Here is a 24,330-nt window from a genome sequence, read left to right on the forward strand (position 1 = left end):
GATTCGGAGCCACCCGTGAGCAGCACCCCCGACGACCTCCCCCTCCTCCAGATCGGCATCGGCAGGCCGTCGGCCGAGACGCCCGCCGGTGGCGGCTGCGGCGACGCCTGCGGCTGCGGCGGGCCCGACGAGGGCTATGAACTCGACCCGCTGACCTGCGGTCTCGACCCGGACCTCGCCGCCCTTCTGGTGGCCTCCGGGCTCGACCCCGTCCAGGTGGAGGGCATCGCCCACCTCGCCCTGGAGGAGGACCTCGACGAGGGCGTGGACGTCACCACCGTCGCGACCGTCCCCGAGGAGTCCGTCTCCACCGGCGACTTCACCGCCCGTCAGGCCGGTACGGTCGCCGGGCTCCGGGTCGCCGAGGCGGTGCTCTCCCTGGTGTGCACCGAGGAGTTCGAGGTCGAGCGGCACGTCGAGGACGGCGACCGCGTCGAGGCCGGCACCACCCTCCTCAGCGTCACCACCCGCACCCGCGACCTGCTCACCGCCGAGCGCAGCGCCCTCAACCTCCTCGGCCGCCTCTCCGGCATCGCCACCGCCACCCGCGCCTGGGCCGACGCCCTGGAGGGCACCGGCGCCAAGGTCCGCGACACCCGTAAGACGACCCCGGGGCTGCGCGCCCTGGAGAAGTTCGCGGTGCGCTGCGGCGGCGGCGTCAACCACCGCATGTCGCTGTCGGACGCCGCGCTCATCAAGGACAACCACGTCATCGCGGCGGGCGGCGTCGCCGAGGCGTTCACCGCCGTCCGCGACGAGTTCCCCGGCGTGCCGATCGAGGTCGAGGTCGACCGCCTCGACCAGATCCCGCCGATCCTCGCCGAGGGCGCCGACCTGATCCTCCTGGACAACTTCACCCCGGAGCAGACCGAGGAGGCCGTCGCCCTGGTGGCGGGCCGCGCGATCCTGGAGTCCTCCGGTCGCCTCACCCTCGACAACGCCGCCCGGTACGGCCGCACCGGCGTCGACTTCCTCGCCGTCGGCGCCCTCACCCACTCGGCGCCGGTCCTCGACATCGGCCTCGACCTGCGCGAAGAGGCCCCCGCCACCGCCCCGGCCGACGACGAGCACGAGGACCGCTGACCGCCATGCTGCTGACCATTGACGTGGGCAACACCCACACCGTCCTCGGGCTCTTCGACGGCGAGGACATCGTCGAGCACTGGCGGATCTCCACCGACGCCCGCCGCACCGCCGACGAGCTCGCCGTCCTGCTGCACGGCCTGATGGGCATGCACCCGCTTCTGGGCGACGACCTCGGCGACGGCATCGACGGCATCGCCATCTGCTCCACCGTCCCCTCCGTCCTGCACGAACTGCGCGAGGTCACCCGCCGCTACTACGGCGACGTCCCGGCCGTCCTGGTGGAGCCCGGCGTCAAGACGGGCGTGCCGATCCTCATGGACAACCCCAAGGAGGTCGGCGCCGACCGGATCATCAACTCGCTGGCCGCCGTCGAGCTGTACGGCGGCCCCGCCGTCGTCGTCGACTTCGGCACCGCCACCACCTTCGACGCGGTCAGCGCCCGCGGCGAGTACGTCGGCGGCGTCATCGCGCCCGGCATCGAGATCTCCGTCGACGCCCTCGGCGTCCGGGGTGCCCAGCTCCGCAAGATCGAACTGGCCCGGCCGCGCAGCGTCATCGGCAAGAACACCGTCGAGGCGATGCAGTCCGGCATCCTCTACGGCTTCGCCGGCCAGGTCGACGGCGTCGTCCGCCGGATGGCCCGCGAGCTCGCCGACGACCCGGACGACGTGACCGTCATCGCCACCGGTGGCCTCGCCCCGATGGTCCTGGGCGAGGCCACCGAAATCGACGAGCACGAACCGTGGCTCACCCTCATCGGCCTCCGCCTCGTCCACGAGCGCAACGTCGCCCGCTCCTGACCCGGCCGGTGCGGGCCGCCTCCGCCGCCCGCACCCCGCCCGAACGGCCCGCACGGCCCCGGGACGCGCCACCAGGCGCCCACCCCGGGGCCGCGCCCTTCTCCGCACTCCCCGAAGACTCCACCCCACGCCACCTAAATCCCATTAAGCGGCTTTTGTCCTAGTTACACGTAAAGTCCGCTGTATGCCTATGCCATACGGAACCCGCGGCGGCATGGTGTTCAGCGCCGACGAACTGCGCGTGCTCCGCCGCGCCCTCACCCACGCCCGCCGGTCGGCGTCCGCCGCCCCGCCCGGCCCCGAGCGCCCCGTGGAGCCGCAGGAGTACCTCCGGCTGGCCGAGGCCGTCGACGAGGCGGAGCGCGAGGGTGACCGGCTGCGCGCCTTCCTCCTCGCCGACCTCGCCCGCTACCGCGCCGCCCTCCCCGGCGCGGCCCCCGGCTACCTCGCCCGCCTCGACGAGACGCTCGCCGCCGGCTGCGCCCCCGGAGCCGACGACCTCGCCGCCCTGCACGCCCTCACCCCCAGGGCCGCCGGGGCCGCCGAGGGTGCCCGCCGCACCGGACTGCTGCACCGCTGCGAGGCGCGCGCCGGGCACCCCGCCCCGGCCCGCCCGGTGGACGCCCCCCGGCTCACCCTGCCGGGCGCCCGCAGCGCCGACGAGCCCCGCCCCGCGCCCCGCCGCCCCGCGCCCGACCCCGCCTCCAAGCCCGCCCCGCGCCCCGCCCCCAAGGAGCCGCGGCCCGACCGCCCGGTGCCCACCCCGGGCGAGGTCTTCCCGCGTCGCCGTCGCCCCGCACCGCCCCCCGCGGCCCGTACGGTCTGAGTGCTGCGTACCCTGGAATCCTCACGCCCCGAGGAGGCTCCCGCCATGGATTACGTCGCCGCGCTCTTCCCGCCCGCACTAATGGCCGTGGCGTTCACCGCGCTGATTGTGGTCATGGTCAAGAGTCAGGGCGGTGCGAACAAGGCCAAGGAAGATGCCGCGGTGGATGCCGCACTCGCCGAATCGACCGCCTCCGGCCAGGAGCCCACCACCCGCGGCGCCTGACCTTCCGCACAATCCGGCGACACCGCCATCCGCACTTCGTACGGCCCGGGATTCCCTCCCGGGCCGTACCTCGTTTTTCCCGTGCAAACGCACCCGATGAACCGGCAATCGCGACATCTCGCACTATTCTTCAAGTGTGCCGAGACCATTGGGTGAGCTGGAAGACGCCGTCATGACGCGGGTCTGGGAGTGGAACCGCCCGGTCACCGTCCGGGAAGTTCTGGAAGACCTGCAGAAGGAACGGTCGATCGCGTACACGACCGTCATGACGGTATTGGACAACCTTCACCAGAAGGGCTGGGTCCGGCGCGAAGCGGAAGGCCGCGCCTATCGATATGAGGCGGTCTCCACACGGGCCGCATACTCGGCCGCACTGATGAACGAAGCCTGGTCCGCGAGTGACAACCCGGCGGCCGCTCTTGTCGCGTTCTTCGGCATGATGTCGCCCGAACAACGCAACGCTCTGCGCGATGCCGTCCGTATGGTGCAGATCGACGCCACGACCCCGCCCGCGGAACTCCCCGACACCGCGGAAGCCCCCACCGCCCCCGAACAGGCATCTGCCGGAACCGCCACGGAAGCGGAGGACGCCCCGCGGGAAGCCCCCCGCCGGAACACCGCCCGGGCGCGTGGTGGGGCGGCGGAAGAAGTCACCGAAGAGCCCCGCCGCACCGTCCCGGCGGAAGGCGAAGAACCCGGAGCGGACCCGCGCACCACGGAGCGATAGCGTCGCCGCATGCCTCCGCATTCAAAAGGGCTGACGATCCGCCGCGCCAGGACCGCCGATGTGCCCGCCGTGCGTCACCTCATCGACTCGTACTCCCGTGACGGCATCCTGCTCGACAAAGCCACCGTCACGCTTTATGAGGACATCCAGGAGTTCTGGGTCGCCGAGCGCGACGAGGACGGCGAGGTCGTCGGCTGCGGCGCACTCCACGTGATGTGGGAAGACCTCGCCGAGGTCCGCACCCTCGCCGTGGATCCGCAGCTCAAGGGCTCCGGAGTCGGCCATCAGGTCCTGGACAAGCTGCTGCGGACCGCGAGCTGGCTCGGTGTGCGGCGCATTTTCTGTCTCACCTTCGAAGTCGACTTCTTCGCCAAGCACGGCTTCGTCGAGATCGGTGAGACCCCCGTGGACGGTGATGTCTACAGCGAGCTGCTGCGTTCCTATGACGAGGGAGTGGCGGAGTTCCTCGGTCTCGAACGAGTGAAGCCCAACACCCTGGGCAACAGCCGCATGCTTCTGCACCTCTGACCGGCGTTCTATGTCCGAATCGCGCCCCTATCCCATGGCCAGGACACGACGTGTTCCCCGGTGCGCGGGCAAGTGAACCCTACCCGGGGGTTTGTGTTTTTCCGGGAAAAGCGGTTTGCTTTCCGTCGTAATCCGCATTCGATGAAAGGGAAACCCGGTGGCACAGAAGGTTCAGGTTCTTCTTGTCGACGACCTCGACGGCGGCGAGGCCGACGAGACCGTGACGTTCTCTCTCGACGGCAAGTCCTACGAGATCGACCTCACCACCGCCAACGCGGACAAGCTGCGTGAGTCTCTTGCCGACTTCGTGAAGGCCGGCCGTCGTACCGGGGGCCGTTCCGCTTCCGGTCGCGGCAAGGCGCGTGCGGCTTCGGGCGGCAGCCAGGACACCGCGAAGGTGCGTGCTTGGGCCAAGGAGAACGGCTACAACGTCAATGACCGCGGCCGTGTCCCGGCCGACATTCGCGAGGCATACGAGAAGGCCAACGGCTGATCGCCTCCGGCGCGATCCGTTTGGTCATTACGAGCACGCAGCAACCGGGCCCGGTGGCATTCCGTCGCCGCCGCGCTCACGAGCCGTACGAGGTCGGGGACGCGACCGCGCTCCCCGAAACCTGCCCCGATCCCCGTGACGGGCAGGGAATTCTCGGCCTCGTATCCCGGTTCGGGAGGCCGCACCCATACCGCGGCCTCCCGCGAGCCGATTGCGCATGATGACGGTCCGGAAGTGGGGAATGACGGAGCGGGCATCCGTTCTCCGGCGCCCCGCGCCGTGAGATCGGGCACGAGAGTGCCCCACTCCAGCCATTCCAGGATTCCGGGCAGTTCCTCGGCGCAGCCCGCCGCCACGAGCATGAGTATTTTCGGCCGATCGACGCGGGAAATCCCGTCGGCCCCGGGCGGAACGCTCCCGGCGCGGCAGCCCGCCGTCCCGGGGCCGTACGGCGCACAGAGATGACCGCCCAGGAGCGCGGCCGGTCCGGTGCCCGGCACCCGCCGCAGCACCGCCCAGCCGGCCTCCGCGGGCATCTCCAGGACGTCGAACGCCACCCCCGTCAGCAGCTCCACCGGCTCCCCGCGGGCCGCCGGCCAGCCGAATTCCCGCTCGTACCAGCGGCGTACGGCGGCGAGGGGCGCACGGGGACGCGGGGGCGCGCTGACCATGCCCGGTGCAACTGCCGGAATCCCCGAAGGTTACGTTGGGTCGGGGCGGCGGGACGCTCCGTGTCCGCCCGGGTGGCGGGCGCCGGTCCGGATCGGTCCGGCGGTGTTCGCCCGTAGCGGATGGAAGGGGCCCGTGTCGCATGGAGTGTCAGTGGCGGCGGGTAAGACATTCATCATGGGAAAAGACGGTGTGACGGCGTTCGGCGCCCGGATATCGGCATCTCGGCCGGTTTCCCGGACGGCGCGCCGGATCGGGCCGCGTTCGCCACGGGCGTAGTGGTGGTGGGCGTATATGCCTGGCCTGCGGGAACATCGTCTCGCACCATCGGGTTGGAGCAGTTGTCGGCTGTTCGGGGCAGGTGACGTCCCTACGAGAGTGGGGTGAGCCGCGTACGGGTGTCGGCAGTTGGAATGAGCTGTCCCGCCCTGCGGGACTAGCATGCGGAAGGACAGGGAGGGGACCGCCCCCTTCACTGCCCGACCGCTCTGAGGAGCGATTTACGATGTTCGAGAGGTTCACCGACCGCGCGCGGCGGGTTGTCGTCCTGGCTCAGGAAGAAGCCCGGATGCTCAACCACAACTACATCGGCACCGAGCACATTCTCCTGGGCCTGATCCACGAGGGTGAGGGTGTCGCCGCTAAGGCCCTGGAGAGCCTCGGGATTTCGCTCGAGGCGGTCCGCCAGCAGGTGGAGGAGATCATCGGGCAGGGCCAGCAGGCTCCGTCCGGTCACATTCCCTTCACTCCCCGTGCCAAGAAGGTCCTGGAGCTGTCGCTCCGCGAGGCCCTTCAGCTCGGCCACAACTACATCGGCACCGAGCACATCCTGCTCGGCCTGATCCGCGAGGGCGAGGGCGTCGCCGCCCAGGTCCTCGTGAAGCTGGGCGCCGATCTCAACCGGGTGCGGCAGCAGGTCATCCAGCTGCTCTCCGGCTACCAGGGCAAGGAAGCCGCCACCGCGGGCGGCCCCGCCGAGGGCACGCCCTCGACCTCCCTCGTCCTGGACCAGTTCGGCCGCAACCTCACGCAGGCCGCCCGGGAGACCAAGCTCGACCCGGTCATCGGGCGCGAGAAGGAAATCGAGCGGGTCATGCAGGTGCTGTCCCGCCGCACCAAGAACAACCCGGTCCTCATCGGCGAGCCCGGCGTCGGCAAGACCGCCGTCGTCGAGGGCCTGGCGCAGGCCATCGTCAAGGGCGAGGTGCCCGAGACCCTCAAGGACAAGCACCTCTACACCCTCGACCTCGGCGCGCTGGTCGCCGGCTCCCGCTACCGCGGTGACTTCGAGGAGCGCCTGAAGAAGGTCCTCAAGGAGATCCGCACCCGCGGCGACATCATCCTGTTCATCGACGAGCTGCACACGCTGGTCGGTGCGGGCGCCGCCGAGGGCGCGATCGACGCCGCCTCCATCCTCAAGCCGATGCTGGCCCGTGGTGAGCTGCAGACCATCGGCGCCACCACGCTCGACGAGTACCGCAAGCACCTGGAGAAGGACGCGGCCCTGGAGCGCCGCTTCCAGCCCATCCAGGTCGCGGAGCCGTCGCTGCCGCACACCATCGAGATCCTCAAGGGCCTGCGGGACCGCTACGAGGCGCACCACCGGGTGTCCATCACGGACTCCGCGCTGGTCGCCGCCGCGACCCTCGCCGACCGCTACATCTCGGACCGCTTCCTGCCGGACAAGGCCATCGACCTCATCGACGAGGCCGGATCCCGGATGCGCATCCGCCGGATGACCGCGCCGCCGGACCTCCGCGAGTTCGACGAGAAGATCGCCGACGTGCGCCGCGAGAAGGAGTCCGCGATCGACTCGCAGGACTTCGAGATGGCCGCCGGTCTCCGCGACAAGGAGAAGCAGCTCCTGGCCGCGAAGGCGAAGCGGGAGAAGGAGTGGAAGGCCGGCGACATGGACGTCGTCGCCGAGGTGGACGAGGAGCTGATCGCCGAGGTCCTGGCGACGGCCACCGGCATCCCGGTCTTCAAGCTCACCGAGGAGGAGTCCTCCCGGCTGCTGCGGATGGAAGACGAGCTGCACAAGCGCGTCATCGGCCAGAAGGACGCCATCAAGGCGCTCTCGCAGGCCATCCGCCGTACCCGCGCCGGTCTGAAGGATCCGAAGCGTCCGGGCGGATCGTTCATCTTCGCCGGCCCGTCCGGTGTCGGTAAGACGGAGCTGTCCAAGACGCTCGCCGAGTTCCTCTTCGGCGACGAGGACGCGCTGATCTCCCTCGACATGTCGGAGTTCAGCGAGAAGCACACCGTCTCGCGGCTGTTCGGCTCGCCTCCCGGCTACGTCGGCTACGAAGAGGGCGGTCAGCTCACCGAGAAGGTGCGCCGCAAGCCGTTCTCCGTCGTGCTCTTCGACGAGGTCGAGAAGGCCCACCCGGACATCTTCAACTCGCTGCTGCAGATCCTGGAGGACGGTCGCCTGACCGACTCCCAGGGCCGGGTCGTGGACTTCAAGAACACCGTCATCATCATGACGACGAACCTCGGCACCCGGGACATCTCCAAGGGCTTCAACCTGGGCTTCGCCGCCCAGGGCGACGTCAAGACCGGCTACGAGCGGATGAAGAACAAGGTCAACGAGGAGCTGAAGCAGCACTTCCGCCCCGAGTTCCTCAACCGTGTCGACGACACCGTCGTCTTCCACCAGCTCACCGAGGAAGACATCATCCAGATCGTCGATCTCATGATCGCCAAGGTGGACGAGCGGCTGAAGGACCGCGACATGGGCATCGAGCTGAGCTCCGAGGCCAAGTCGCTGCTCGCCAAGCGCGGGTACGACCCGGTGCTCGGCGCCCGTCCGCTGCGTCGCACGATCCAGCGCGAGATCGAGGACACCCTCTCGGAGAAGATCCTCTTCAACGAGCTGCGCCCCGGTCACATCGTGGTCGTCGACGTCGAGGGCGAGGGCGACGCTGCCGCCTTCACCTTCCGCGGCGAGGAGAAGTCGGCCCTGCCGGACGCGCCGCCGATCGAGTCGACGGCCGGTGGGTCGGGTCCGACGAATCTGAGCAAGGACGCGTAGCGCGCAACGGCCTGCGCCTGGCGTAGTGGCCGTGGCACCGCCCCGAACCGTTTCTTACGGTTCGGGGCGGTGGTGTTTTGGGGATCAGGTGCGGGGCTCGGGGTGGAGGGTGAGTTTCACGCCGGGGGGCAGGGCGGTTCCTGGGGTGGGTCGGGCGTAGGAAAGGACTACCTCTTCGAGGTGGGGAAGGCCGGTGAGGGGCGGGAGGCCAAGCAGGCAGCCGCCGGAGAAGTGCATGCTGAACACCTTCAGGGTCCGGATTCCGGGAAAATGGGGGAGGGCCGCATGCAACTGGGCGGCGAGGGCTGTTCCCTGGACCTTTGCGTCATTGACGAGACCAAGCGTCGTCACCTGGGGGAGCCGCAGTTCGGTCGGAATGTGGAGCGAGGCGTTGTCGTGCAGCCCGAAGGTGAAATCTGTTAGCTCCGGGCAGCGGGCAAGGACGTTCCACTGCTCGTAGCCGAAGCCGGATGTTAGGCGGCGGAGCTGGACTGAGCGCAGCAGCGGCCAAGATGACGCCTGGCTGAACGCGGCACCGAGAGGGAAGCCGAGAGTCAGGCGGATCAGCGGAGCGTCCGCCGGGCAGGCACCCAAGCCTTCCGGCGGTAGAGGTGTGGTGAGGCTCAGACCATCGAGGCGGCGGAGTGTGGGGAGCCCATGGGGGAAGTGGGCGGGATCGCCGTCGCCGTTGAGATTGAACGCGTGAAGGGCCGTGAGTCCGCTCAGTGGGGTGAGGTCGGAGACCTTGGGACAGGCGTCCAGGGTCAGACTCCTTAGCCGCTGTGAATTGCGGAGGAAGCCAAGGCCGTCGAGGGCCGGATTGTTCGTGAGGAACAGCACTTCGAGATGTTCCAGGTCCAGGGCGTCGATCAGTTCTTCTTCGGTGAAGGCACCGGTGATCCACAGCCGAGGACGGCCGCCGAGTGCTTTGAGAGCCTGAAGTTCGGCGGTGGAAGCGACCCGGAACATGGAGCGTGGGTCGAGATGTCGGATGATCTCCTCGGCGTACCGTTCGGTGTCGAAGGAGGACCAGGACTGAGCGATTCGCCCGCCGACTCCGGGCGCCGGATGGTCCCGGAACCGCTTGATGACCTCCAGTGCGCCCTCCGTCCCGATCTCTGCCGCGGTGTTCACCACTTCCTGAGCCTCGTCGTCCGTCAGGCCGTCCTCCGGCCCTGGCAGTAACTCGACGACGAACGGGCCAACACTGGAGAGAAGGCGGGATTCCTCGGCGTACCGCGGCGGCAAAATCACCCCTGCCCGCTCCTCCACCGCCTCCCGAACCCCCGGATCCAACTCCGTCGCATGCTCCAAGCAGGCCAGCGCCAGGAGGTGGACGCGAAGGCGGCTTGGCTCCTTCTCGATGCCGTCTCCGTACACGACCATCTCCGTAAGCAACTCCGCCCGCTCCCGAGGCCGCGCATGCGCCACCGCCATCCGGATCACGTCCTCCCACTGGGAGTCGGCGGAATGCTGTACGAGCAGCCCCAGATCGCCCTCCTCGATCGCCGCCTTGGCGCCCAGGTAGTCCTGGAAGGTGCGGTGGACGAAGTCGACGGAGCCGGGGGTGGGTTCGCGGAGGAGGCCGCTGCGGAGGAGGAGGTGGCGGAAGATCTGCGGGGCGTCGCCCTGGGCGGCGGCGACGGGGACCGAGGGCAGGGCCTGGGCGATGAGGCGTTCGGCGTGGGGGCGGTCGAGTTCGGTGCGGCCGTTGCGGATCAGCCAGTAGGCGAGGCGTTGCAGGAGCTGGATCTGCGGTTCGTCGCTCAGCTCGATGCCGTCGGGGCCGCGCATGTCGCGCTCCCGGTCGCGGCGGGCGAGCAGCATGGTCAGCGCGGCGTCGTACAGCTCCTTGCGGCCGGTGGGGAGGTAGCCGCGGCGGTCGCGGTGGAGGGCGCAGAGCAGGCCGCACATGAGGGGGTTGGTGGCGAGCCGGGCGAGGTCCTGCTTGGTGCGGACGGCCGTGAGCAGGGACGTCTCGTACGCGTCGAGGAGGTCCGGGTCGGGGGCGTCCGGGCGGGCGGCGGCGTGCCAGCGGGCGATGAAGGACGCGACCTCCTCGCGGCCCATCGGGGCGAGGGTCTGTTCCGTGAAGTTCTCGGCGGCGAGCCAGTCCTCGCGGACGGCGGAGGGGCGGGTGGTGACCAGCCACAGGTTGGGGGCGTCCGGGAAGGAGTCGAGGAGGTCGCGGAGCCAGTCGAGGGTGCGGCGCCGGTCGGCCTCGGGGATCTCGTCCAGCCCGTCGACGAGGAGGAGGCCGCGGCCGTCGGAGAGGACGCGCCTGGCCCAGCCCTCGGGGCCGCTGAGGTGGCAGCCGACGGCGTCGAGGAAGCGGTCCGCGGTGGGCAGGGCGGCCGCGCGGTGCAGGGTGCGCAGCGGCAGGACGAAGGGGATCCGGCCGTAGAGGTGGGGGAGCGGGGTCTCGGCGGGCGGGCGGGTGCAGCCGACGGCGAGCCACTGGACGAGGGTGGTCTTGCCGGAGCCGGCGACGCCGCGCAGCAGGACGCGGTCGAGGTGGGCGAGGGCCCGGTCGGCCGGTTCGAGGGGCGGCGGGGCGGGTTCCGCGCCGAGGCCGTCGGGGCCGGTGAGGCCGCTGGGGCCCGGGTGGTGGCGCGGGGCCGCGCGCAGGCTCAGGTAGGCGGCGTCGAGGGGCCAGCGGTCGGGGGAGTTGGTGAGGTCGATGCCGTAGATGGTGAGGCGGCTGTGCTTGCGGGCGATGTAGCGGAGGTAGTCGCGTTCGAAGGCGGCGTCGGCGGCGTGGAGGGACGGCCGGCGGGCGATGAGGGTGTCGACGCGGTCGATCAGGGTGTTCAGGCGGCGGCTCTGCTCGACGAGGGTGCGGTCGGTGAATGTCGACCGCTGGCTGAAGAAGTGGACGATGTGCAGGCAGGACGTGGTGAGGAGGGTGCGGTGCAGCTCCTCGGCGTCCTGGCTGAGGCCGCGGGTGGCGCCCGGGGCGGCGGCCGTGAGGCGGGCGGCGAGTTCGGTCGCGCCCAGGTGGACGGCCTGGACGTCGTCCATGTCGAGGTCGCCGAGGGCGCTCAGGGAGGCGGCCAGCGCGTCGGCGACGGCGGTCTCCTCGTCGGCGGGGACGGGGCGCTCGCCCGGGCCGGCTGCGCCGACCGCCCGGCGGACCAGCTCGGCGGCGAGTCTGCGCAGGTCCTTCGCGGTGAGGGTGCGTTGCTCGCCGCGGAACGAGACCAGTGCGGAGAGCCGGACCGGGGCGTCGGTCAGACCGGCGCCCGGTCCCTCCCGGACGAAGAGCTTCCGGACCAGCGGTCCGACCACGGCTGAGGCGAGGCGGACGCCCGCGGCGGATGGATCCATGAGTGGTGGCCCCCAGTTCCCTTGTCTTCCCTTGTCCCCTCGGCGCCGCAGCCTTACCGGCCCGGGCAGGGATGGCCCGGCCCCGGCGTACGCGGCGGGGCGCCGGGCCCTCGCCGTCCCGGGCGCGGATAGGGCTACGGGTGCAGCTACCGGTGCAGCTACGGATACGGCGCCCGGGCGTGATCAACGCTAGGGGTGTACGGGGCGCCGGGGAGCCGTTTCGGACGGTTCCGCGGGGACGGGCCCTGGCGGGGGCGCCCCGTGGCGGGCCCCGCCGTCTCGCCCCGGACGCCCGACAAGGACGGCGGCAAGGCAGTCAGCAAGGGAGGCGGCCAGGAAAGACGGCCAGGAAAGACGACATGGGAAGGTAACCGCCGTCACATTACCCCCGTCACATTCGCCCAATTCCAAGTAACCGCGGTCACATAAAACCCCGGAAATGATGAAGGGCAGGGGGCGCGGCCCGCCCGTGAGTAACCCCGGTCACAGGGGGCCGATGGTCCCGAGGCGGGCATCAAAAGTCCCACCGAAAGGGCTGAGAAGGCGCTCTCCGGTGACGTGCCGCACAGCCGAATTCGGGCCTACTAGAGGAATTAGGGGGAGTTTCGCGGGGGACTGGAGGGGGGCGGGGAGGGCGTCGCGGGGGCCGTCGTCCGGGGGTGGGGTGCGGCCCTCAGGGGTTGGGTGACGTAAGCCCATATGTCCAGTTCAAGCACGGTATGGCGACCGCTCGCGCCTGGGCGGGATGGGGTGATTTGGGGGATTGATCCACCGGCTGTTCGGGGTGTCCTGCCGACATCCGGGCCCGTCCGTGCTTACGGTCCCGGCTAGTAGGAAGGCCCCTTGGCAGCACGGCAATGGCGGGTTACCAAGGAATGGCGATGCCGGTCCGCAGCCGGAACGCAGATCCCTTTCCCTTCCTTTCCGGAGGTACAACCCGCATGTCGAAGTTCGCCAAGCTCCGCAATTCCAAGAAGTCCGTTCTCCGTACCCGTGCGGTGGCCGTCACCGTCGGTCTCGGCGCCTCCGTCGCGCTGGGCGCGGGTATCGCGAACGCCGCGGATTCCGGACTGACGAGCCTCACCTCGAATGTGAGCTCCACCGTCGCCAAGCAGGCCGACGCCCAGACCAAGGCCGTCCAGAGCGCCAAGAAGGCCGCGAACGCCTGGGTCAAGCCGGTCGACAACTACACCCTCGGCTCCACCTTCGGTCTCGCCGGTAGCCACTGGTCGCACAACCACAGCGGTCAGGACTTCGTCGTGCCGACCGGTACCGCCGTCAAGGCCGTGCACAACGGCACCGTGGTCAAGGCCGGCCCGAACGGCGGCGGCGACGGTCCCGCGTACGGCAACGCCATCGTGATCAAGCACCCGAACGGCATGTACACCCAGTACGCCCACCTGTCGCAGATCAAGGTGAGCGTCGGCCAGACGGTCAAGACCGGTGAGCTGATCGGTCTGTCCGGCTCCACCGGCAACTCGACCGGTCCCCACCTGCACTTCGAGGTCCGTACCGGTCCCAACTACGGGTCGGGCATCGAGCCGACCGGATTCCTGCGGGCTCACGGCGACGCCGTCTGAGCTGAGTCCGGCCGGGCTGGCCGGCGGTACGGCGGGTTGGCCGCCGTGACCAGTTCCGTGGCGACCTCGAGGACGGCCTTGCGCTTCTCCTCGGGGTCGCCTTCGACGTGCTGCATCGTGAACTGACCCGCGTGCAGGGAATGGACCGCGGTCAGGCACCGCATCTGCGCGACCAGATCGGCGTCCGGGTCCTTGAGCAGGTCGAACAGCTCCATCACCCGCTGCTTGAAGATCTCGCCGATGCTGAGGTCCCGTACCGTCGCCTGGTTCTCGTGGACGAACCGGAACAGCGCCTCGGCGTGGCGCAGCGCCATGCCGTAGCGGCGGATCAGCTCGACCCTGGTCTCCGTGGTGGGCGGCTGCTCCCGTCCCCAGGCGAGGAGGTCGTCGATCGGCTGCGCCGCGTCCTCGAAGAGCCCGATGACGATGTCTTCCTTGGTCTTGAAGTGGTAGTAGAGCGCCGCCTTGGTGACGTCGAGCTGTTCGGCGATCTCGCGGAGCGAGGTCTTCTCGTAACCGTGCGCGGAGAAGAGTTCCAGTGCGGCGTCCTGGATGCGTCGGCGGGTGTTGCCCCTACGCGCCTGACCTGTGCTCATGGTGCTCTCCTGCGTCCTTGGTGCGGTGCTCCCCGGCGCGTCAGGAAAAACTTACTTGACGACCGGCTAGTGACGTCTTACCTTTCCTCACTGTACTGAACTAGCCGGGCGGCAAGTAAGTGGGAGTAAGTGAGAGTGATGGGGATGTCGCGGAGAGCGACCCCGACGGGGGGCGGCATGACAACGGCCGATGAGGGCAAACCGGCGCAGGCGGACCAGCCGGAGCAGGGCAAGCAGTCCGCCAGCGTGCGCGTGGTGCTCTTCGCGCTGATGATCGCGATGTTGCTCGCGATGCTCGACAACATGATCGTCGGCACCGCGATGCCCACGATCGTCGGCGAACTGGGCGGCCTTGAGCACCTGTCCTGGGTGGTCACCGCCTATACGCTCGCCACCGCCGCGTCCACCCCGATCTGGGGGAAGCTCGGCGACATGTACGGACGCAAGGGCGTGTTCCTGGCGTCGATCGTGCTCTTCCTGATCGGCTCGGCGCTGTCCGGCGCCGCCCAGGACATGGGCCAGCTCATCGGCTTCCGCGCCGTGCAGGGGCTGGGCGCCGGCGGTCTGATGGTCGGCGTCATGGCGATCATCGGTGATCTGATTCCGCCGCGGGAGCGCGGCAAGTACCAGGGCATGATGGCCGGTGTCATGGCCATCGCCATGATCGGCGGTCCGCTGGTCGGCGGCACCATCACCGACCACCTCGGCTGGCGCTGGAGCTTCTACATCAACCTGCCGCTGGGCGCCGTGGCCCTCGCCATGGTCACCGCGGTGTTGCACCTGCCGAAGAAGCGGGCGCAGGCGCGCATCGACTACGTCGGCGCCGCGCTGCTCACCGTCGGCATCACCGCGCTGGTGCTGATGACGACGTGGGGCGGGACCGAGTACGACTGGGCGTCGCCGCAGATCGTCGGGCTGGGTGCGGGCGCGGTCGTCGCGCTGGTGCTGTTCGTGCTGGTGGAGCGGAAGGTCGCGGAGCCGGTGCTGCCGCTGCACATCTTCCGCAACGGCAACTTCTCGCTGGTCACGCTGATCGGTTTCCTCGTCGGTTTCGTGATGTTCGGGTCGATGACCTTCCTGCCGCTGTTCCAGCAGACGGTCCAGGGCGCCTCGGCCACCAACTCCGGGCTGCTGCTGCTCCCGATGCTGCTGGCGATGATGGCGGTGTCGCTGTTCGCGGGCCGGGTCACCACCACGACCGGCAAGTACAAGGTCTTCGTGGTCGTCGGCGGCGGGCTGATCACCGTCGGTCTGGCGCTGCTGTCCCTGATGGACGTCGGCACCACCCGTTTCACCTCGGGTCTCTACATGGCGGTGCTCGGCGCCGGTATGGGCTTCCTGATGCAGACGACGATGCTGATCGCGCAGAACAGCGTGGAGATGAAGGACATGGGCGTCGGCTCGTCGTCCGCCACGCTCTTCCGGACGATCGGCGGTTCCTTCGGTGTCGCGGTCTTCGGCGCGATCTTCACCCAGCGGGTGACGGACACGATGAGCGAGCGGCTGGGCGCGGCGGGCGGCAAGCTGTCGTCCGGCGGTGCCACGCAGCTCGACCCGAAGGGGCTGGCGCAGCTGCCGCCGGTGGTGAAGGACGCGTATCTGCACGCGGTCTCCGCCGGTACGCACCAGGTCTTCCTGTGGGGCGCGCTGGTCAGCATCGTCGGGTTCGCCGCGGCGTGGTTCCTCAAGGAGATCCCGCTGCGTGGCGGTCCGGCCCGTCCCGCCGCCGCGCAGGACGAGGCCGCCCCGGCGCCCGTCGCCGAACCGGTCTGAACCGTCTCACCGGCCTGACCTGCGTAGACGAACAGCGGCCCCCGCTTCGGCGGGGGCCGCTTCGTGCGTTCCGGGAACGGGACCGGCGGGCGTTCCATGGCCAAGGGCTCCGGGCCGCTGCCCGCATTCCATGACCAAGGGTCGGGTCGATTGCTGCGTTCCATGGCCAACGGTCCGGGGCGTGCCCGGCGTGCGGTGGATCAGCCGTCGCCCCACCACTTCGCGGGGTCGCCGCCGTACGTGTAGATCGTCTTGCCGGCGGCGCCGCTGGTGCGGAACGGGCGGCCACCGTCGTCGATACGGAGGGTGCCGCTGCGCTTGCCGCTGCTCCAGTCCAGCTCCAGGTACCAACTGCAGTCGCAGGAGACCGCGTCCGCCTGGATGGCCAGCGCCTCCGGTTCGGTGGAGCTGACCGTGCGCGGGAACGGCTTGGCCGGGACCGTCTTCCCCGCCTGCTCACCGGGGACCGGCTTGACGACCGGGCTGGTGTTGTCGAGGGCGATGGAGTACGAGGACGGGGTCAGTCCGCCGCCGCAGCCGCCCGACGGGTTGTAGTGCTGCCAGCCCAGCGCCGGACCCCGGCCCACGACCTGGACGCGCAGCGCCTCCAGGACCACCGGTTCCTTCTCCGTGCCGCGGACCACCACACCGACGCGTGAGTGCTCCGCGTCGACGCCGCCGAGGGAGCGGGCCCAGCCGACGGTGTCCCCCGACTGCGGGGTGCCCGGCATGTTCTCCGGGGGCCGGTTGATCAGAAAGGTCTGGAAGCAGGGCAGTTCATCGCCCCAGACGTACGGGCGGACGTTGGCCGTCAGCGGGGTGCCGCCGGAGTGGCCGGCGCCCGGCCCGGCGGACGGATCGCCGGACGGGTCCTGGCCGCCCTTGCCGGGCGGGGCGGACACGTCCGTCTTCCCGTCCTTCTCCTTGCCGTCCGCCTTCTTTCCCGTCCCCTTCTCCTTCGCGGTTGCCGACGGTGTGCCGTCGCCCGGGGCGTCGTCGCCGTTCTGTCCCTTCCCGTCGCGGGCGGTGGTGACGCGGTTCGCGGCGCTGTCCGCCGAGAAGCTGTACGTCACTGTGACCGCGAGCGCGGCGACGACGGCCACCGCCGCCGTGATCAGGAGCGGGCGCCGCTTCCGGGGTGCCTTCGCCCCGATGGTGAACGCGGCGTTCTCCGCCGCCTCTTCGTCGGCGCGGGCGGCCGGGCGCGGGGGCCGGTCCGCCGGAACGGGATCGGCCGCGTTCCGGGCGGCGTGCTCGTCCGGCTTCCGGTCGGCCGGCACCGGAGCGGGGCGCGCCGCGCTCTCGGCGGCGGCTTCGTCCGGGTGGGCGGCGGGCGGTGTGTACATCAGCTCCGGTAGCGGCGGCTCCGTGTCCGTCGCCGACGCCTCGGCGCTCCGCGCCCACTCCGGCCGGCGTCCCGCGGTGCCCCCCGGCACCGGCTCGGACGTCGGCCCGGCTGCCGCCTCCGGCGTCGGAGCGGGCGCCGGGTCAGGCTGCGGGGTGCCCGCCTCCGGCGCGGGCGCCGCCTCCGTCTCCGGCGCGGACACCGCGCCCGCCGCCTCCGTCTCCGGCGCGGACACCGCGCCCGCCGCCTCCGTCTCCGGCGCGGACACCGCGCCCGCCGCCTCCGTCTCCGGCGCCTCGTCCCGGTCCCGCTTCTTCCCGCTCCGGGCGGCCGACGCCAGGATCCATCTCCGGTGCAGCTCGACCAGTTCGTCGGGGTTCGCGCCGCAGAGCCGCCCGAGGCGTTCCGCGGGTGCGAACTCGGCGGGTACCGCGTCGCCGTTGCAGTAGCGGTGCAGCGTCGAGGTGCTCACGTGCAGCCGCTTCGCCAGCGTGCCGTAGCTCTGTCCCGAACGCCCCTTCAACTCCCGCAGCATGGCCGCGAAGGAGCCCTCCCCATCGTCCTTCGTCATGCCTCAACTATTCCACCCGTTCCAGGCAGGCGTTCCAGGCTGTGGACAACCCCGCAGGTCAGGTGGGTTGGAATCATTCCGGCGTCCCGTATGAGCTGGGATTCCTTGCAGTTGGCGGGCTGGAACGGCGAATGTGATGACCACGCCGCAGCGTTGAGGTTCTCCGCCGCGGCCACCCACTTCCACCACGTCACAGAGGTTCGTCATGTCTGCTCTTCGCCGTGTCCGCAAGCCCGCCCTCTTCGCCGTCACCGCCCTCGCGGCCCTCTCCCTGACCGCCTGCGGCCCCGCGGACGGTAAGGACGACGCGCTCAAGTCCGTGCCCACCTCGTCGGAGGAGCAGGGGCAGAACACCACCGACGTCAAGGGCGGGGAGAGCGGCGGTAAGGGGGAGGCGCGTGCCTCCACCGAGCGCGGTGACAGCGCCGGCCAGGGCCACTCCGGTCAGAACGGCGGGGGTCAGCAGAGCGCCTCCGGCGGCGGCACCGCCGCGGAGGACGCCCCCTGCACCGGTGCGACCGTCAAGGCCGAGGTCTCCCAGCCCTCGCGTCCGATCAACCACCTGCTCATCAAGATCACCAACACCGGCAGCAAGCGCTGCAACGCGTACTACGCACCCGCGCTCCGCTTCGACGAGGACCAGGCCGCCACCCGCGAGCTGGAAGACTCCCAGCCGCAGGCCGTCGTCAGCGTCGAGCCCGGTGAGTCCGCGTACGCCGGTGTCGGGCTGACGGGTGAGCCGGGCGAGGACACCCACCTGCGCGACGCCAGCAACCTGGAGGTCCACTTCAAGGGCCTGGACGAGAACGAGCCCGACGCCGGCCACAGCGTCAGCCTCGCCCTGCCGGACGGCACGAAGATCGACGACAACGCCTTCGTCACCTTCTGGCAGACCGACCCCAATGTCGCGCTCTCCTTCTGAGCCGATGGGGTCCCCCGACCTCCGTGCCCGGCGGTGTTCTTCCCCCGTCCCGCCGGGCACGGAGTCCGTACCCGGCACCGGTCCGGCGCACCTCGCGCCGGGCCGCGCCCGCGCTTCCTCAGTGCCCTGCCACGCCATGGCAGGCGCAGACACACACTTCGTGCCGCACCCCGGGCACCGCACGCGGCTCCACCCGTCCCTTGTCGCACCACGGATGCCGTCCGACGTGGCAGGCGGGCGAGAGATACGGCTCGGTGGCGTGCGGCCGCAGGGTGCCCGCGCCGCCGCGCCGGACGACGCTCACGAGGTACGGCCGGACGGTGCTCATCACATAGAGGTCGCGTTGCCCGCTCATCCGGCCGCCCCGCGGAGGACGGCGGTCAGCCGCCGTGCGGTGCCGAGGTTGCAGCGCCCCAGCTCGATCAGGACGACGGGCAAGGCGCAGCGTTACGACAGCGGGTCGACGGCCAGCGACGGCAGGGCCACTCCCAGCGCCCTGAGCGCGCGGTCCAGCTCGTCGCACACGGTCTCGGCGTCCTCGGTCTGATCCGTCCCCATGACCCACTCCTGAGTTTTCGGTGTTCGAATGCCGGGACGCGCCAAATCAACTACCGTGCGTATTCCGGGTGTTACGAGAATGCACCCGCGATGGAGCCCCCATTCCGCATGTCGGAGTCCCTTCGGTGCTCCAGAACCAATGTCCAGATCTTCTTCGAGAAGGTCGTTATGCCACCGAGGCGTGCGGTCACAGGTCGAAGTCAGGAGCCACGGCAACGCTTTGCGGAGGAGTTGCGTTTACTGCGGGCGAAGAAAGGGGTCAGTCTGAGGGAGATGGGGGATGCGTTGGGATGGGACCCGTCCCTCTTCGGAAAAATGGAGGGAGGGCAGACGATCGGCAGCCCGGAAGTTGTGGAAGCACTGGAGATCTACTACGAGACGCCGCCGGGGCTGCTGATCGCCATGTGGGAGATGGCGCTGGGCGATACCTCGCAGTTCAAGGAGCGCTACCGGCAGCTCATGGCGTTGGAGGTGGAGGCGGCGGGGATTCAGCAGTATTCGCCAGCCGTCGTGCCCGGGCTGCTTCAGACCAAGGCATACGCCCGCAGGCTGCTGCTCCTCGGTGGCCTCGCTCCTGGCGAGAAGCTCGATCAGCAGGTTGATGCGCGAGCGGCCCGTGGGGAGATCCTCAGCCAGGAGTACGGTCCGCAGTTCCGCGCGATCCTCGACGAGGCCGTCCTGCGCCGCACGCTACTGGACCCCGAGGAGTGGCGGGAGCAGTTGCAGCATCTCTGCATGATGGCGCAGCTGCCCAACGTGAACATCCAGGTGCTTCCGTTCGCGGCCGGGCTGCGGGAGTTGACCAATACCGACACCGCGCTTCTGCGGCTGCCTGAGGGGCGTACTGCTGCCTGGGTCGAGACGGGCTTCGACGGGCAACTGGTGTCTGATATCGCCGAAGTTGAGCGGCTGCAATTCAGTTACGATCGGCTGCGCGACCACGCCTTGACCCCGCACGAGTCCATCGAGTTCATACAGCGTCTTCTGGAGGAATTCCCATGTCCGTCCGCAGAGTCGAACTGAGCGCTCTCCAGTGGCGTAAGTCCAGCTACAGCAACCAGGACGGCGGCAACTGCATCGAGGTGTCGGACGACCTTCTCTCCGCCCTCTCTTGGCGCAAGTCCAGCTACAGCAACCAGGACGGCGGCGCCTGCATCGAGGTCTCCGACGACCTCGCCGCGGTCGTTCCCGTCCGGGACAGCAAGGTTCCGGCGGGTCCGGCGCTCGTCTTCGGGGCGCCGGTGTGGGCGTCGTTCGTCGGAGCGGTGAAGGGTGGTGCGCTGTCCGGGAATTGAGGTCCGGGGACGGAAGCGGGCGGCGGCGCGACAGGCTGATCAGGGTCGCGGTCGCGGCGGCGATCGGTGTGGCCGCCCTCTTCGGGCTGTTCTGGTTGACCGGCAAAGGGACGCCCCTGGCGGACCGGTCGGAGGCGCTCGCCACGGCACAGAAGCAGGTCCGGGCGGTGGCCGCCGATGCGGGTATCGGTATCAGTGGGCGGTACAACCCGAGTGCGTCCTACGAGGCGTGCGGCCGGCGCGGTGTCCCGGCGCCCGCCGGAGGCCAGTTCACCCTGACGTACACCGCCTATGCGGACCTGCCCGACCGGATGCACATCGCCGCACTGCGGCGGCTGCGGTCGGCGCTGGAACGGCAGGACGGCGTCAAGGTCACCGCGTACGAGGAGCGGCCGCAGGTGCAGGAGGCCCAACTCGACGCCGACGGGCCGGATCGCCTCCACATACCTCTCCACATCGCCGTCGCCTCCGCCAAACCGCCGCACACGGTCCGGCTGGCGGTCACCACGGATTGCCTTCAGCCGCCGACGGGGCGGTGACGCAGCCGGGTTCCCGTCGCGCTCACCCCTCGCCCGCCATATGGGCGAGGAGATGCGCGGCGCCGTCCGGGGAAGACATGGCGGGCACGGCGCTCGCCCACCCGGAAACCGGTCGTGCGCCGCAGGTCGCCTGGCTACGGTGACCCGATGACGGAATTCCTCGTACTGGACGGAACGACGGCCGAACGCGCGGCCTGGCAGCGGGACTTCGAACGGCGGTCGCGGGACGCGTATGTCGCCGCCGGGCTCGGGCCGGAAGCGGCGGCGGTCCAGGTGGGCAAGGCGCTGGAGCGGGAGAAGACGGCGGAGTGGACCGTCGCGGAGATCAGCCACGGCGGGGCCCGGATCGGGTACGTCGCGGTGGGCGTCACCGCCGACCACGACGTCTGCGCCGGTCGGATCGGCGACCTCTGGGTTGACGCCGAACACGCAGGTCAGGGCCATGAACAGGCCGCCCGGGGCTGGGCCGAGGCATGGTGCGCCGAGCGCGGCGCCCGGCGGATCAACGTCCGGGTCGCCGGGCCCGACGGCGGACTCTTCGCGGACTACCCGGTCGAGGGGCAGCTCCGGATACGCGTCTTCGACGGCCCGCCGTCGTCGTCCGCCGCGGTCACCGCACGGCCGATGACCGCGGACGAGTACCCGCACTGGCTCACCGCCGAGAAGGACGCATACGTCTTCGGGATCGTCCGCGCCGGTGCCCTGACCAGGGACGAAGCTCTCCGTAAGGCGGATAAGGACTTCGCGGAACTGCTGCCCGGTGGCCTGGCCACCCCCGGCCATGCCGTGCTCGCCCTGGAAGCCGCGGACGCCCGGATCGGCACCGCCTGGCTCCACCACCGCCATCTGCCCGGCGTCACCTACGGCTTCAGCCTCAACGTCGACGCGGAGCAGCGCGGCAAGGGATACGGCCACGGCGCGATGGTGGTGGGGGAACAAGCCACCCGCGCCGCCGGGGACACGGCGCTGATGTTCACGGTCTGGGGCGGGAACGACGTGGCGATGGGGCTGTACGACAGCGCCGGATACCGGGTTCTGGAGAGCAGCCGTTCGTTGCCCGTTTCCGGCTGAACTCCCGAAGAATTTCCGGAAGTTGCGCCGGGTGTACGGAGGGGATGCGGAAGGAGCGCCGCCCGAGGAGGGAGGCGTCGTACCCCTTCGGAATTCCGGAAGGTATTCCCCGTTCCATTCGGCCGGAGTGCCTGACGACTTTTCGTACCAGGGAAATTTCAGGTCGCCCTGGGGTGACGGAGTGCCGGAGAAGCCCGAACGCCCCGCCGTGTGACCTCATTTCACCCGGTCGGGGCGCGGAATTTCCGTTGAAGATGCCTCCGCCGTCACGCAGTCACATTCGAACACTCCGTAAAGGAGACTCCGGGCGCCGGGCGTCCCGGAATGCCGTGTGGGCCCCCGCCGTCCGGCGAGGGCCCACACGTACAGGATCCGCGTCCCGGATCCACCTACCGGATCCGCCTACGGACCCGGGCAGTTCAGCCCAGCTTGCTCACATCGCGCACCGCGCCCTTGTCCGCGCTGGTGGCCATCGCGGCGTACGCCCGCAGCGCCTGGGAGACCTTGCGGTCGCGGTCCTTGGGGGCGTAGGCGCCGCCGAGGGCGAGGCGGCGGGACTCCAGCTCCGTGTCGGGGACGAGGAGTTCGATGGAGCGGTTCGGGATGTCGATGCGGATGCGGTCGCCGTTCTCGACGAGGGCGATGGTGCCGCCGGACGCCGCCTCCGGCGAGGCGTGGCCGATGGAGAGGCCCGAGGTGCCGCCGGAGAAGCGGCCGTCGGTGACGAGCGCGCACGCCTTGCCCAGACCGCGTCCCTTCAGGAACGACGTCGGGTACAGCATCTCCTGCATGCCCGGGCCGCCCTTGGGGCCCTCGTAGCGGATGACGACGACGTCACCCTCCTTGACCTGCTTCTTCAGGATCGCGTCGACCGCGGCTTCCTGGGACTCGCAGACCACGGCGGGGCCCTCGAACGTCCAGATCGACTCGTCGACACCGGCGGTCTTCACGACGCAGCCGTCCACGGCGAGGTTGCCGTAGAGGATCGCCAGGCCGCCCTCGGTGGAGTAGGCGTGCTCGATGTCGCGGATGCAGCCGTTCGCCGCGTCGGTGTCCAGCGACTCCCACCGCTCCGACTGGGAGAACGCCTTCGCGGAGCGGACGCAGCCGGGCGCCGCGTGGAACAGCTCGGTCGCCTCCGCGGAGGGGGAGCCGCCGCGGATGTCCCAGTTCTTCAGCCAGTCGGCGAGCGAGGGGGAGTGGACGGTGTGGACGTCCTCGTTGAGCAGCCCGGCGCGGTACAGCTCGCCGAGGATGGCGGGGATGCCGCCCGCGCGGTGCACGTCCTCCATGTAGTACGCGCCGTTCGGGGCGACCTTCGACAGGCACGGCAGCTTCCGCGACAGCTCGTCGATCTTCTTCATGTCGAAGTCCAGCTCGGCCTCCTGCGCGGCGGCGAGCAGGTGCAGGATCGTGTTGGTCGAGCCGCCCATGGCGATGTCGAGCGCGACGGCGTTCTCGAACGCGGCGCGGGAGCCGACGGAGCGCGGCAGGACGGTGGTGTCGTCCTGCTCGTAGTGGCGCTTGGTGATCTCGACGACGGTGCGGCCGGCGTTCTCGTACAGCGCCTTGCGGGCGGTGTGGGTGGCGAGGACGGAGCCGTTGCCGGGCAGGGCCAGACCGATCGCCTCGGTCAGGCAGTTCATGGAGTTGGCGGTGAACATGCCGGAACAGGAACCGCAGGTCGGGCAGGCGTTCTGCTCGATGCGGAGGATGTCCTCGTCGGAGACGTTCTCGTTGACCGCCTCGGAGATGGCGTTGACCAGGTCGAGCTTGCGGACCGTGCCGTCGACCAGCGTCGCCTTGCCGGCCTCCATCGGGCCGCCGGAGACGAAGACGGTGGGGATGTTGAGGCGCATCGCGGCCATCAGCATGCCCGGGGTGATCTTGTCGCAGTTGGAGATGCAGATCAGCGCGTCCGCGCAGTGCGCCTCGACCATGTACTCGACGGAGTCGGCGATCAGATCGCGGGACGGCAGGCTGTAGAGCATCCCGCCGTGGCCCATCGCGATGCCGTCGTCGACGGCGATGGTGTTGAACTCCCGGGCGATGCCGCCCGCCGCGTGGATCGCCTCGGAGACGATGCGGCCCACCGGCTGGAGGTGGGTGTGGCCCGGCACGAACTCCGTGAAGCTGTTGGCGACGGCGATGATCGGCTTGCCGAAGTCCTCCCGCGCTACGCCGCTGGCCTGCATAAGGGCTCGGGCGCCGGCCATGTTGCGGCCATGGGTAACGGTGCGGGACCTCAGCTCGGGCACGATGGTCACTCCCTAGGGGATCGTCTCGGACGACCGCCGCTGCGGCGCCGGAAGGGGGCGTCCGCCCCGCTCCGTACCGGCGGCGTCGTACATCAGCCGTCCTGTAT

At 70.1% G+C, this 24,330-nt stretch carries 21 protein-coding genes; 15 read left to right on the top strand and 6 right to left on the bottom strand.

The genetic code is table 11. The annotated features are described in order from the left end of the window. Nucleotides 1-15: 15 nt before the first annotated feature. The 7 genes from nadC to ACF1BH_RS29365 all read left to right on the top strand — a co-directional run bounded on the left by nadC (nt 16) and on the right by ACF1BH_RS29365 (nt 4,685). Complete coding sequence (gene nadC / locus ACF1BH_RS29335; RefSeq protein WP_391647395.1) at nt 16-1,083, top strand: carboxylating nicotinate-nucleotide diphosphorylase; 1,068 nt, start codon at nt 16-18, stop codon at nt 1,081-1,083. A gap of 5 nt (nt 1,084-1,088) precedes the next feature. Next, nucleotides 1,089-1,886, top strand: a complete 798-nt coding sequence (locus tag ACF1BH_RS29340; RefSeq protein ID WP_030289391.1) for a type III pantothenate kinase — start codon at nt 1,089-1,091, stop codon at nt 1,884-1,886. 184 nt (nt 1,887-2,070) lie between these two features. Next, complete coding sequence (locus tag ACF1BH_RS29345) at nt 2,071-2,712, top strand: hypothetical protein (RefSeq protein WP_391647397.1); 642 nt, start codon at nt 2,071-2,073, stop codon at nt 2,710-2,712. Nucleotides 2,713-2,757: 45 nt separating this feature from the next. Next, on the top strand, nt 2,758-2,937 hold the full coding sequence (locus ACF1BH_RS29350) for a hypothetical protein (protein ID WP_391647399.1): 180 nt from the start codon (nt 2,758-2,760) through the stop codon (nt 2,935-2,937). A 172-nt stretch (nt 2,938-3,109) separates the two neighbouring features. Further along, entirely contained in the window at nt 3,110-3,664 is a 555-nt protein-coding gene (locus ACF1BH_RS29355) for a BlaI/MecI/CopY family transcriptional regulator (RefSeq protein WP_391647467.1), read from the top strand. A gap of 9 nt (nt 3,665-3,673) precedes the next feature. Further along, complete coding sequence (locus tag ACF1BH_RS29360; protein ID WP_051740001.1) at nt 3,674-4,192, top strand: amino-acid N-acetyltransferase; 519 nt, start codon at nt 3,674-3,676, stop codon at nt 4,190-4,192. 157 nt (nt 4,193-4,349) lie between these two features. Continuing rightward, nucleotides 4,350-4,685: an Lsr2 family protein gene (locus tag ACF1BH_RS29365; protein ID WP_030289381.1), complete on the top strand. Its 336-nt coding sequence runs from the start codon at nt 4,350-4,352 to the stop codon at nt 4,683-4,685. Here the strand turns inward: ACF1BH_RS29365 and ACF1BH_RS29370 are convergent. Next, nucleotides 4,616-5,356, bottom strand: a complete 741-nt coding sequence (locus ACF1BH_RS29370) for an SCO3374 family protein (RefSeq protein ID WP_391647402.1) — start codon at nt 5,354-5,356, stop codon at nt 4,616-4,618. The two genes, ACF1BH_RS29365 and ACF1BH_RS29370, sit on opposite strands and share 70 nt — an antisense overlap. A 503-nt stretch (nt 5,357-5,859) precedes the next feature. On the opposite strand from ACF1BH_RS29370, the gene ACF1BH_RS29375 reads away from it, so the two are divergent. Beyond that, nucleotides 5,860-8,388, top strand: coding sequence for an ATP-dependent Clp protease ATP-binding subunit (locus ACF1BH_RS29375; RefSeq protein WP_391647404.1), 2,529 nt, complete (start codon nt 5,860-5,862; stop codon nt 8,386-8,388). Nucleotides 8,389-8,472: 84 nt separating this feature from the next. Here the strand turns inward: ACF1BH_RS29375 and ACF1BH_RS29380 are convergent, their stop codons facing one another. Beyond that, the gene (locus ACF1BH_RS29380; RefSeq protein ID WP_391647406.1) at nt 8,473-11,715 is read right to left on the bottom strand and encodes an NACHT domain-containing protein; all 3,243 of its coding nucleotides are present in this window, start codon (nt 11,713-11,715) and stop codon (nt 8,473-8,475) included. 941 nt (nt 11,716-12,656) lie between these two features. Between ACF1BH_RS29380 and ACF1BH_RS29385 the strand changes: the two genes are divergently transcribed. Continuing rightward, nucleotides 12,657-13,295: a M23 family metallopeptidase gene (locus tag ACF1BH_RS29385; protein WP_391647408.1), complete on the top strand. Its 639-nt coding sequence runs from the start codon at nt 12,657-12,659 to the stop codon at nt 13,293-13,295. On the opposite strand, the gene ACF1BH_RS29390 is transcribed toward ACF1BH_RS29385, so the two are convergent. After that, a complete protein-coding gene (locus tag ACF1BH_RS29390; protein WP_391647410.1) occupies nt 13,277-13,891 on the bottom strand; it encodes a TetR/AcrR family transcriptional regulator in 615 nt (204 codons plus the stop codon). The two genes, ACF1BH_RS29385 and ACF1BH_RS29390, sit on opposite strands and share 19 nt — an antisense overlap. 177 nt (nt 13,892-14,068) lie before the next feature. On the opposite strand from ACF1BH_RS29390, the gene ACF1BH_RS29395 reads away from it, so the two are divergent. Then, nucleotides 14,069-15,664 (top strand): MDR family MFS transporter, encoded by a 1,596-nt coding sequence (locus tag ACF1BH_RS29395; RefSeq protein WP_391647412.1) that lies wholly within the window; start codon nt 14,069-14,071, stop codon nt 15,662-15,664. Between the two features lie 200 nt (nt 15,665-15,864). Here ACF1BH_RS29395 and ACF1BH_RS29400 read toward each other — a convergent pair whose 3' ends face one another. Beyond that, nucleotides 15,865-17,580, bottom strand: a complete 1,716-nt coding sequence (locus ACF1BH_RS29400) for a helix-turn-helix domain-containing protein (RefSeq protein WP_391647414.1) — start codon at nt 17,578-17,580, stop codon at nt 15,865-15,867. 205 nt (nt 17,581-17,785) lie between these two features. Between ACF1BH_RS29400 and ACF1BH_RS29405 the strand changes: the two genes are divergently transcribed. Then, nucleotides 17,786-18,502 (top strand): DUF4232 domain-containing protein, encoded by a 717-nt coding sequence (locus tag ACF1BH_RS29405; protein WP_391647416.1) that lies wholly within the window; start codon nt 17,786-17,788, stop codon nt 18,500-18,502. Between the two features lie 118 nt (nt 18,503-18,620). On the opposite strand, the gene ACF1BH_RS29410 is transcribed toward ACF1BH_RS29405, so the two are convergent. Beyond that, nucleotides 18,621-18,857, bottom strand: a complete 237-nt coding sequence (locus tag ACF1BH_RS29410; protein WP_391647418.1) for a hypothetical protein — start codon at nt 18,855-18,857, stop codon at nt 18,621-18,623. 371 nt (nt 18,858-19,228) lie between these two features. Here ACF1BH_RS29410 and ACF1BH_RS29415 point away from each other — a divergent pair, with 371 nt between their 5' ends. The 4 genes from ACF1BH_RS29415 (at nt 19,229) to ACF1BH_RS29430 (ending at nt 21,965) form a co-directional block, all read left to right on the top strand. Next, entirely contained in the window at nt 19,229-20,083 is an 855-nt protein-coding gene (locus ACF1BH_RS29415; protein ID WP_391647468.1) for a helix-turn-helix domain-containing protein, read from the top strand. Continuing rightward, entirely contained in the window at nt 20,059-20,355 is a 297-nt protein-coding gene (locus ACF1BH_RS29420; protein WP_391647420.1) for a DUF397 domain-containing protein, read from the top strand. The genes ACF1BH_RS29415 and ACF1BH_RS29420 overlap by 25 nt, the downstream gene beginning before the upstream one ends. Nucleotides 20,356-20,423: 68 nt before the next feature. Beyond that, a complete protein-coding gene (locus tag ACF1BH_RS29425; protein WP_391647422.1) occupies nt 20,424-20,894 on the top strand; it encodes a hypothetical protein in 471 nt (156 codons plus the stop codon). Nucleotides 20,895-21,041: 147 nt separating this feature from the next. Next, on the top strand, nt 21,042-21,965 hold the full coding sequence (locus ACF1BH_RS29430; RefSeq protein ID WP_391647424.1) for a GNAT family N-acetyltransferase: 924 nt from the start codon (nt 21,042-21,044) through the stop codon (nt 21,963-21,965). 419 nt (nt 21,966-22,384) lie between these two features. On the opposite strand, the gene ilvD is transcribed toward ACF1BH_RS29430, so the two are convergent. Further along, nucleotides 22,385-24,223 carry a dihydroxy-acid dehydratase gene (gene ilvD / locus ACF1BH_RS29435; RefSeq protein WP_391647426.1) on the bottom strand — a complete coding sequence of 613 codons (1,839 nt, stop codon included), beginning with the start codon at nt 24,221-24,223 and terminating at the stop codon, nt 22,385-22,387. Nucleotides 24,224-24,330 lie beyond the last annotated feature (107 nt).

Source organism: Streptomyces sp. NPDC014733, from assembly GCF_043083385.1.
Lineage (GTDB): Bacteria > Actinomycetota > Actinomycetes > Streptomycetales > Streptomycetaceae > Streptomyces.

Bases quoted from the DNA above. Each gene is read 5' to 3' on its own strand.
- ACF1BH_RS29340 (WP_030289391.1), top strand. From the start codon at position 1,089: ATGCTGCTGACCATTGACGTGGGCAACACCCACACCGTCCTCGGGCTC.
- ACF1BH_RS29345 (WP_391647397.1), top strand. From the start codon at position 2,071: ATGCCTATGCCATACGGAACCCGCGGCGGCATGGTGTTCAGCGCCGAC.
- ACF1BH_RS29350 (WP_391647399.1), top strand. From the start codon at position 2,758: ATGGATTACGTCGCCGCGCTCTTCCCGCCCGCACTAATGGCCGTGGCG.
- ACF1BH_RS29355 (WP_391647467.1), top strand. From the start codon at position 3,110: ATGACGCGGGTCTGGGAGTGGAACCGCCCGGTCACCGTCCGGGAAGTT.
- ACF1BH_RS29360 (WP_051740001.1), top strand. From the start codon at position 3,674: ATGCCTCCGCATTCAAAAGGGCTGACGATCCGCCGCGCCAGGACCGCC.
- ACF1BH_RS29370 (WP_391647402.1), bottom strand. From the start codon at position 5,356: ATGGTCAGCGCGCCCCCGCGTCCCCGTGCGCCCCTCGCCGCCGTACGC.
- ACF1BH_RS29375 (WP_391647404.1), top strand. From the start codon at position 5,860: ATGTTCGAGAGGTTCACCGACCGCGCGCGGCGGGTTGTCGTCCTGGCT.
- ACF1BH_RS29380 (WP_391647406.1), bottom strand. From the start codon at position 11,715: ATGGATCCATCCGCCGCGGGCGTCCGCCTCGCCTCAGCCGTGGTCGGA.
- ACF1BH_RS29385 (WP_391647408.1), top strand. From the start codon at position 12,657: ATGTCGAAGTTCGCCAAGCTCCGCAATTCCAAGAAGTCCGTTCTCCGT.
- ACF1BH_RS29390 (WP_391647410.1), bottom strand. From the start codon at position 13,891: ATGAGCACAGGTCAGGCGCGTAGGGGCAACACCCGCCGACGCATCCAG.
- ACF1BH_RS29395 (WP_391647412.1), top strand. From the start codon at position 14,069: ATGACAACGGCCGATGAGGGCAAACCGGCGCAGGCGGACCAGCCGGAG.
- ACF1BH_RS29400 (WP_391647414.1), bottom strand. From the start codon at position 17,580: ATGACGAAGGACGATGGGGAGGGCTCCTTCGCGGCCATGCTGCGGGAG.
- ACF1BH_RS29405 (WP_391647416.1), top strand. From the start codon at position 17,786: ATGTCTGCTCTTCGCCGTGTCCGCAAGCCCGCCCTCTTCGCCGTCACC.
- ACF1BH_RS29410 (WP_391647418.1), bottom strand. From the start codon at position 18,857: ATGAGCGGGCAACGCGACCTCTATGTGATGAGCACCGTCCGGCCGTAC.
- ACF1BH_RS29415 (WP_391647468.1), top strand. From the start codon at position 19,229: ATGCCACCGAGGCGTGCGGTCACAGGTCGAAGTCAGGAGCCACGGCAA.
- ACF1BH_RS29420 (WP_391647420.1), top strand. From the start codon at position 20,059: ATGTCCGTCCGCAGAGTCGAACTGAGCGCTCTCCAGTGGCGTAAGTCC.
- ACF1BH_RS29430 (WP_391647424.1), top strand. From the start codon at position 21,042: ATGACGGAATTCCTCGTACTGGACGGAACGACGGCCGAACGCGCGGCC.